10 protein-coding genes are annotated in these 7250 nt (G+C 63.9%); 1 reads left to right on the top strand and 9 read right to left on the bottom strand.

What is annotated here, in order from left to right:
- Positions 1 to 606 precede the first annotated feature (606 nt).
- The 5 genes from rpsN to AC50X7_RS09665 all read right to left on the bottom strand — a co-directional run bounded on the left by rpsN (position 607) and on the right by AC50X7_RS09665 (position 2863).
- Positions 607 to 912 carry a 30S ribosomal protein S14 gene (rpsN, locus tag AC50X7_RS09685; protein ID WP_494042294.1) on the bottom strand — a complete coding sequence of 102 codons (306 nt, stop codon included), beginning with the start codon at positions 910 to 912 and terminating at the stop codon, positions 607 to 609.
- A 2-nt stretch (positions 913 to 914) separates the two neighbouring features.
- Positions 915 to 1082 (bottom strand): 50S ribosomal protein L33, encoded by a 168-nt coding sequence (rpmG, locus tag AC50X7_RS09680; protein WP_013602737.1) that lies wholly within the window; start codon positions 1080 to 1082, stop codon positions 915 to 917.
- On the bottom strand, positions 1082 to 1318 hold the full coding sequence (rpmB, locus tag AC50X7_RS09675; RefSeq protein WP_104043693.1) for a 50S ribosomal protein L28: 237 nt from the start codon (positions 1316 to 1318) through the stop codon (positions 1082 to 1084). The genes rpmG and rpmB overlap by 1 nt, the downstream gene beginning before the upstream one ends.
- Positions 1319 to 1572: 254 nt before the next feature.
- On the bottom strand, positions 1573 to 2334 hold the full coding sequence (locus tag AC50X7_RS09670) for an SGNH/GDSL hydrolase family protein (RefSeq protein ID WP_494978803.1): 762 nt from the start codon (positions 2332 to 2334) through the stop codon (positions 1573 to 1575).
- 49 nt (positions 2335 to 2383) lie between these two features.
- Complete coding sequence (locus tag AC50X7_RS09665) at positions 2384 to 2863, bottom strand: MarR family winged helix-turn-helix transcriptional regulator (protein WP_494978802.1); 480 nt, start codon at positions 2861 to 2863, stop codon at positions 2384 to 2386.
- A gap of 69 nt (positions 2864 to 2932) precedes the next feature.
- Between AC50X7_RS09665 and AC50X7_RS09660 the strand changes: the two genes are divergently transcribed.
- Positions 2933 to 3220 (top strand): YciI family protein, encoded by a 288-nt coding sequence (locus AC50X7_RS09660; RefSeq protein WP_494978801.1) that lies wholly within the window; start codon positions 2933 to 2935, stop codon positions 3218 to 3220.
- Here AC50X7_RS09660 and AC50X7_RS09655 read toward each other — a convergent pair.
- The 4 genes from AC50X7_RS09655 to AC50X7_RS09640 form a co-directional block, all read right to left on the bottom strand.
- Complete coding sequence (locus tag AC50X7_RS09655) at positions 3217 to 4023, bottom strand: SGNH/GDSL hydrolase family protein (RefSeq protein WP_494978812.1); 807 nt, start codon at positions 4021 to 4023, stop codon at positions 3217 to 3219. The genes AC50X7_RS09660 and AC50X7_RS09655 overlap by 4 nt on opposite strands.
- A gap of 264 nt (positions 4024 to 4287) precedes the next feature.
- Positions 4288 to 5334, bottom strand: coding sequence for a siderophore-interacting protein (locus AC50X7_RS09650; RefSeq protein ID WP_494978800.1), 1047 nt, complete (start codon positions 5332 to 5334; stop codon positions 4288 to 4290).
- On the bottom strand, positions 5331 to 6158 hold the full coding sequence (locus AC50X7_RS09645) for an ABC transporter ATP-binding protein (RefSeq protein ID WP_494978799.1): 828 nt from the start codon (positions 6156 to 6158) through the stop codon (positions 5331 to 5333). Before AC50X7_RS09645 ends, AC50X7_RS09650 begins: the two co-directional genes overlap by 4 nt.
- A gap of 1 nt (position 6159) precedes the next feature.
- The gene (locus AC50X7_RS09640; protein WP_494978798.1) at positions 6160 to 7233 is read right to left on the bottom strand and encodes a FecCD family ABC transporter permease; all 1074 of its coding nucleotides are present in this window, start codon (positions 7231 to 7233) and stop codon (positions 6160 to 6162) included.
- Positions 7234 to 7250: the final 17 nt, after the last annotated feature.

Genomic DNA, 7250 nt, shown 5'->3' with positions numbered 1-7250 from the left:
GTAAAAACCAGACCACCCACAGGGGCGGACGATCCAGTCAATTCAACCAATCAATAAAAAATTGGTATCAACAAACTTGGCACACTATTGAGTTCTCAAACAACAGACACACCCGGCACCACCCAACCAAACGGTTCAGGATCGCTCCGGAGCAACTTTTCAAACTTACCCGAACCCCCGCTCCGAATCAAATCCGTGTTCCAGGATTTTCATCGGCGGGAGTTCGTCCCCACCTCGTCAGGAAGCGCTCGGAAGCCCTACCAGAATTTGGTATTGATTTGGGGGTTTTGGCCGCCCGGGGTAACCAGCTCTTCGCTGTCTCCCTCGCGGCGACTTAGAAAACAATACACCCCCTCGGGCCCCTCCGCAAATCCCCTTTCGCTTGGTCCCGTTCCGCGCCATCCCGCGGCAAGAGCGGCCATGGGCATCCAAACCTGCCATCCGCCGTCGAACTTTCCTATTGTGCCGTGCGACACCCGAATTTCGAAGGGCTTAGTCACCAAGCAGGCTCCATCATCGGGCAGGCATGAGCCTTAAACGCAGAAAGGGCCGGCAACCGTGAGGTTGCCGGCCCTTTCTCAAGCAGCTGGTATCAGCAAGGCTGGATTACCAGGAAGACTTGGTGATGCCCGGAAGTTCGCCCCGGTGGGCCATGTCGCGGAGGCGGACACGGGAGATGCCGAACTTCTGGAAGGTACCGCGGGGACGGCCGTCGATGATGTCGCGGTTGCGGACACGGATCGGCGACGCGTTGCGGGGCAGCTTCTGCAGGCCCAAACGGGCTGCTTCGCGTGCTTCGTCGGTTGCGTTTTCGTCAACCAGGGTCTTCTTCAGCTCGAGGCGCTTTGCAGCGTAACGCTCAACGATGACCTTGCGCTGCTCGTTGCGAGCAATCTTGGACTTCTTAGCCATGTTTAGCGCTCCTCTCGGAATTCGACGTGCTGGCGGATCTTGGGGTCGTACTTCTTCAGGACCATGCGGTCCGGATCGTTACGACGGTTCTTGCGGGTTACGTAGGTGTAACCCGTGCCCGCAGTCGACTTGAGCTTGATGATCGGACGTACGTCCTTGTCCTTAGCCACTAGAGCTTCACCCCACGAGCGAGAATGCTGGCGACGACAACGTCGATGCCGCGTACGTCGATGGTCTTGATGCCCTTTGCAGAAACCTGCAGCGTGACATTACGCCGCAGGGACGGAACCCAGTAGCGCTTCTTTTGAATGTTCGGATCGAACCGACGCTTGTTGCGGCGGTGCGAGTGCGAAATGCTGTGCCCAAAGCCCGGCTCGGCTCCGGTCACTTGGCAGTGTGCTGCCATGACTTCTCCTCAAGAATTGAAAGTAATGATCCGCATATCTGCTGCTGGACCATGCTGCTAAGGGCGACCCAAAAATAAGAGAAGGGCAACGGTTAGTCACGCAACTTGAGCCCCTAACTACCGGCCGCCCTGGAGAATTTACCGGGCAACCGGAGCAATTGCGCACGCTCCGCGCACTTAGCGCCTACCAAGTCTACGAGTTGACGCAATTAAAGACCAATCCGGCCTCCGAGGGTGTATAAGACGACCCGCAATTAGAGCTTGGTGAACTGGGAGTACTTCGGCTTCAGGCCGTCGCCAGAGGACTTCCCCGTAACACGGCGGACAACCCACGGGCCCGCGAACTCCCGCACCCAACGGGCGTTCGCGCGGAGGGCCTCCATCCGGCTGAGCTCAGGTACAGGCGTCATCGGCGGAACCTCAAGGGAGTGGTCATGTTCCAGGACGTCCAGCACACGGTTGGCCATGTTGGCGTGCCCCGCGGCGGACATGTGCATCCTGTCCTGCGCCCACATGCCCCAGTCGTAGTACTCGCTGAAGCGCCAGTAGTCCACCAGCAAAGCGCCATGATCGCCGGCGATCCCGCGGACCAGTTCGTTGTAAATGGCCGTGCGCCCGCGGGTGGTGCTGAAGACCTTCGATCCCCTGGAGTCGAAGCCGGTGAACATGACCACAGTGGCGCCGGTGGCGCGCAGTTTGGCGATGGCGCCGTCGTACTCCACCAGAAGCTCGTCAATGTCGATCCTCGGGCGGAGGATATCGTTGGCGCCCGCGTAAATGCTCACCAAGGTGGGTTGAAGTTCGACGGCGGCGTCTACCTGCTCAGCCAGGATCTGGCGGAGTTTCCTTCCGCGGATGGCGAGGTTCGCGTACCCAAAGCCGGGGTCAACGGCGCCCAGCTGTTCGGCCACGCGGTCCGCCCAGCCGCGGACACCGTTGGGACGGGTGGGATCGTCGTCGCCCACGCCTTCGGTGAAAGAGTCACCAAGGGCCACGAACCGGGTAGTGAAATCCATTCGGCCAGTTTGCCATCAGTTGCCGGGAGCAAACCAACCGCGACGGTGCCTAGCTTTCCCGCAGGATCCAATGGTCGGAGTCCAATCGGCCCACAACCTTTTCGCCGATGCGCGCCAAATCCAACACGTCCTGCTCAGTCAGGGCGTCCAGGAACAGGTCCCGAACGGTCTCAACGTGACCCGGTGCCAGTCCCACAATGGTTGCCATGCCTTCCTCGGTGAGGTGGGCAGTGGTGACGCGGGCATCATGGGGGTGTGGGCGGCGTTCCACCCATCCGCGCTTCTGCAGTTTGGTCACCACATGCGAAAGCCGCGACAAGGATGCGCTGCTGCGCGCGGCAAGCTCGCTCATCGGCAGGAACCGCTCTTCCGCCTCGGACAGCATGGCCAGGACGGTGTAGTCGAAAAGGGACAGTTTCCCCGCTGCGTGGAGCTTGGTGTCGAGGGCCGCCGGCAGGAGCGTATTGATGCTTACCAGTGCCAGCCAGGCACGGCGTTCGTCAGCGGAGAGCCAGCGGGGTTCGGTCATATGCCCATTCTACGAGAAGGGGGCGGTTGATCCTTCAAGTAGCAGCGGTGCCGCCGGTAGGCTGGGCGCATGTATGTTGTCTCCCTGAGCTACCGGGTTCCCCAGGACATCGTGGACTTCCACAACGATGCGCATATCGCCTGGCTGAAGAAGGCGTTTGACGACGGCGTGTTCATCGCCGCGGGGCGCAAGGTTCCGCGGACGGGCGGCATGTTGCTCTCCCGTGCCGACCGCGCGACCCTTGACGCCAGTTTGGCCCAGGACCCGTTCTACTCGAATGGTGTTGCCGACTTTGAGGTTGTGGAGTTCCACGCTGCGAGGGTTGCACCGGGTTTTGAGAACCTGCTGGACAGCTAGGACCCGGTACTTCCCGCCGGCTGCTTTGCGGCAACCTTTTTCAAGCCGCCTTTTCGCGGCACCTTGACCGGTTCCGGCCACCGCGGGGTGAGCTGGTCACCCAACGTGACGCCGCGCAGTTTTCGGCTGAACAGCGGCAGGACCCAGTCGTGGATCCAGCGGCGCTGGTCCTGTTCCCACTCCCGCAGGCTGAGCTTCGCCGGCGGTTCCCAGTCTTTGAGCCGGATCTTGTGCGGCACTCCCAGCTGGTCCAGCACCTGGCCTGCCAGGTACTTGTGGCCGGCCTTGGACATGTGGAGGCGGTCCGCATCCCACATCCGGCGGTCGTGGAACGCGTCCAGGCACCAGTAGTCCACCAGCACTGCGCCGTACTTGGCCGCAATGGCCCGGACCTGTTCGTTGTAGAAGTTGTTGCGCCTCTTCAACGGCTCCAGGAGCGCTGAAACTTTCACATCAAAGCCGGTGAAAAGCACCAGGGTGGCACCTGTTTCCGCGAGCTGCGCCACGAGCCCCTCGTAGTCGGCCATAAGCACGGCCATGTCCGTCTTCACGTCAAGGATGTCATTGCCGCCTGCGTAGAGCGTGACCAGGGTGGGACGAATGCCCAGCGCTGGTTCCAGCTGCTCGCCGATAACGTGCCGGAGCCGTTTGCTCCTGATCGCAAGGTTCGCGTACCGCCATCCCGGCTGCGCCTTGGCAAGTTTTTCCGCCACCCGGTCCGCCCAGCCCCGAACCCCATTAGGCAAACGCTCGTCACGGTCCCCGACCCCCTCAGTGAAAGAGTCCCCCAGAGCAACAAACACCCGCCGCCCAGACTCAGGAAGCAAAGGTTCAGGACGCACCAGCCCAAACTAGCCCTAACAGAAAAAGCTCAGGGAAAGCGGAGGTGAAGAGCAGGTTACGGAGACAATCAGCCGCGGCCGGCGGCTTGCGTAGGAGCGCATCGCCGACTGAAGCGCAGAGAAGGCCGCGCGCGGCCGGAACGAAGCGAAAGAAGGTGTCTAAGCGACGGCAAGCCGGCAGTTGCGGCGCACGCAGCAACGAGGCACCCAGCCACAAGGAGAGGCTTAGCCCTCGGCTTTGCCCCGCCTCCAGTACCCCATAAAAGCAACCTGTTTCCGGTCAATCCCAACGTCCCGGACAAGGTACCGCCGCATGTCCTTGATGACGGCGGCCTCGCCGGCAATCCAGGCGTAGAAGGGCATGGCTCCGGCGGGCATACCGGGGTTTTTGGTGGCCTGGATTTCGGCCGTCTCCATCCGCTGGGGAGTCTCCCAGAGGATGTCCACGTCCACGTTGACGTCCTCCGGCTCGGGGCCCGCGCCGCCGTCGGCCGTTTTGATTCCCACCCAGCCGGGCACCGGGACTGCCTTCCGTACGGCATCCTGGAGCAGTTCCCCGTGCGGCCGGGACCGTCCGATTGCGGCGCCCCGAGCCAGCCAGGTGATCTCGATGTCCGCAGGTGAGGAGAGTTCCAGGAAGTCGCCTGCTTCGGGGACTTCCAGGAACGCGTGGCCGGTCATGTACCCGGGCAGGCTTTCAAGGATGGCGGAGATGGCGGGGATGGCGGTCTCGTCGCCGGCCAGCAGGACACGCTGCGCCAGTCCGGGCCGCCATTCGACGCCGCCGTAGGCCTCCGCGGTGGCGCATTGCGCGGCGCGGTTGTTGGGGCCGATCAGGGTAAGCGCGTCCCCGGGCTTGGCGTTGAGGGCCCAGTTGGCGGCGGGACCGCCGTGGCCCTGGCTGTCGAAGTGCATCACGAAGTCGACGTCGAATTCAGGGTAGACGGTGTCCAAACGGGCCTGGCGGACGGTGTAGGTCCGCATGGATCCGCGCACCGCCGGGTCCATGGCCAGCCATTCCCGGTACCAGCCGGACGTGCTCATTTCGAAGACGGGCAGCGGCAGCGGGGTGCCGTCTGCAGCGAGGGACGGGATCATGAGTTTGATCCGAAGGTCGAGGGTGTCCCCGTTGACGCCGAAGTCCCGCAGCGAGTACCCGCCGAAGGTGATCCTGCGGAAGTTGGGGCTAAGTTCCTGCACCGAGGAGACGGTGACCTCAAACGCGAGGGTCATCGGCTCGGTGGAGGCTGCGGCAATATCGCGTGTCTTCATGAAACGAGCTCCAGTTCGTTGGCGGGGACGTGGTGTCGGCCGATGGGAATGATCAATGGGGTTCCGGAAACGGGATCCGGGATGACGCGGGACTCGAGGCCGAAGACGTTGCGGACCAGCTCCACGGTGACTACCTCCTGCGGCGCGCCGACTGCAACCACGGCGCCGCCCTTCATGGCGATCACGTTGTCCGCGTAGCGGGCGGCGAGGTTCAGGTCGTGCAGGACGATGGCCACGGTGGTGCCGCGTTGGCGGTTCAGGTCCGTCACGAGGTCCAGGACCTCCACCTGGTGCGCCAGGTCAAGATACGTGGTTGGCTCGTCCAGCAGCAGGACGTCAGTTTCCTGTGCGAGGGCCATGGCGATCCAGACACGCTGCCGCTGCCCGCCCGAGAGTTCGTCCACGTTCCGCTCGGCAAGGTCCAGCGTCTCGGTGGCTTCCAGCGCGCGCTGCACGGCGAGATCATGTGGGGACAAGTCCCCCTCCCTCCAGCTGCGGAAGAACCCTTGGTGCGGGTAGCGGCCGCGGCCCACGAGGTCGCGGACAACGATGCCGTCAGGAGCGGTGGGGTGCTGCGGGAGCAGGCCAAGGGTGCGGGCCAGTTCCCGCGCCGGAATGGCATGGATGTCCTTGCCGTCCAGGGTCACGACGCCGGCCGCGGGCTTAAGGAGCCGGGACAGGCCGCGGAGGAGGGTTGACTTCCCGCAGGCGTTGGCGCCCACGATCATGGTCACCTTGCCTTCGGGGATCTCGGCGGTAAGCCCGTCCACCACGCAGCGCTGATCGTATTTCAGCGTCAGGTCCTTGGCGTTGAGAACTGCCACGTCAGGCATCCTTTCGGTTGGCCGTGACCAGGAGCCACAGCAGGAACGGGGCACCGAGGGCGCCGGTGATGACGCCCACCGGCAAAACCGTGCCGTCCAGCAGCAGGGGTGCAAGGTTGACGGCGGCGTAGTCCGCGGCCAGGACAATAACGGCACCAACCAGGGCCGACGCCGGGAGGCTGGCTTTGCCGGTAAAGCGGCGGGCGATGGGACCGGCCAGGAAGGCGACGAACGAGACCGGGCCGGCTGCCGCCGTCGCGACTGCTGCCAGGGACACGGCGATGATCACCAGCGCCAGGCGCGTGGCACCCACCCGGATGCCCAGCCCGGCGGCGGCGTCGGGGCCGAGTTCCAGGATGCGCAGGGGCCCGGCGATGGCAACCGCGGCGGGGAGCAGGACTGCGAGGGCGACTGCGAGGACCCCTGCGCGGTCCCAGCTGGCGGAGTTCAGGGACCCGTTGAGCCAGACGAGGGCGTCGGCCGCGGTGCGGATGTCCGCCCGGGTCATCAGGAAGTTGACCACCGCATGCAGTGCCGCGGCGATTCCAACCCCGGCCAGGATGAGCCGGTTGCCGGCCGCATCGCCGCGGCCGGTTCCGCGAATGGCGCCGCTGGAGATGGCGTAGATGATGGCTGCCACACCGAGCGCGCCGGCGAGGGCAGCTCCGGAGACCGCCGCGCCCGAGGCACCGAAGATCACAATGGCCACCACGGCGGCAGCGCTGGCGCCGTAACTGATTCCGATGACGTCCGGGCTGGCCAGCGGGTTGCGCAGCATGGTCTGGAACAGGGCACCCGCCAGTCCGAACGCGAGGCCGATCATGGTGCCGATCACAGCCCGCGGCAGCTTGTTCTCCATCACGATGAAGCTGGCGCCGGGTATCTTTTCGCCGCCGGTCAGGTGCGCAAAGAGGATTTTGAAGAAGTCCGGAATGGTCACGGTGTAGCTGCCCAGCAGGACAGACACGGCGAACAGGACCACGACGGCGGCGGCAAGGAGTGCGGTCCGGTTCAGGTGCAGGCCGCGGCGTTGCCCTATCACTTTTGGTCCTTTAGACCCTGTTTTAGCAGCCATATCTGATAGCGCAACGG

The sequence above is a fragment of the Pseudarthrobacter sp. Hb11 genome, from assembly GCF_059383655.1.
Note: the sequence above shows the minus strand (reverse complement) of the source record. Positions and strands in the feature narration are given on the sequence as shown.

What these genes read in the sequence shown, in the direction of transcription:
- AC50X7_RS09650 (WP_494978800.1), bottom strand. Translation starts at nt 5,334, where the DNA reads ATGAAGACACGCGATATTGCCGCAGCCTCCACCGAGCCGATGACCCTC.
- rpsN (WP_494042294.1), bottom strand. Translation starts at nt 912, where the DNA reads ATGGCTAAGAAGTCCAAGATTGCTCGCAACGAGCAGCGCAAGGTCATC.
- AC50X7_RS09670 (WP_494978803.1), bottom strand. Translation starts at nt 2,334, where the DNA reads ATGGATTTCACTACCCGGTTCGTGGCCCTTGGTGACTCTTTCACCGAA.
- rpmB (WP_104043693.1), bottom strand. Translation starts at nt 1,318, where the DNA reads ATGGCAGCACACTGCCAAGTGACCGGAGCCGAGCCGGGCTTTGGGCAC.
- AC50X7_RS09640 (WP_494978798.1), bottom strand. Translation starts at nt 7,233, where the DNA reads ATGGCTGCTAAAACAGGGTCTAAAGGACCAAAAGTGATAGGGCAACGC.
- AC50X7_RS09660 (WP_494978801.1), top strand. Translation starts at nt 2,933, where the DNA reads ATGTATGTTGTCTCCCTGAGCTACCGGGTTCCCCAGGACATCGTGGAC.
- AC50X7_RS09665 (WP_494978802.1), bottom strand. Translation starts at nt 2,863, where the DNA reads ATGACCGAACCCCGCTGGCTCTCCGCTGACGAACGCCGTGCCTGGCTG.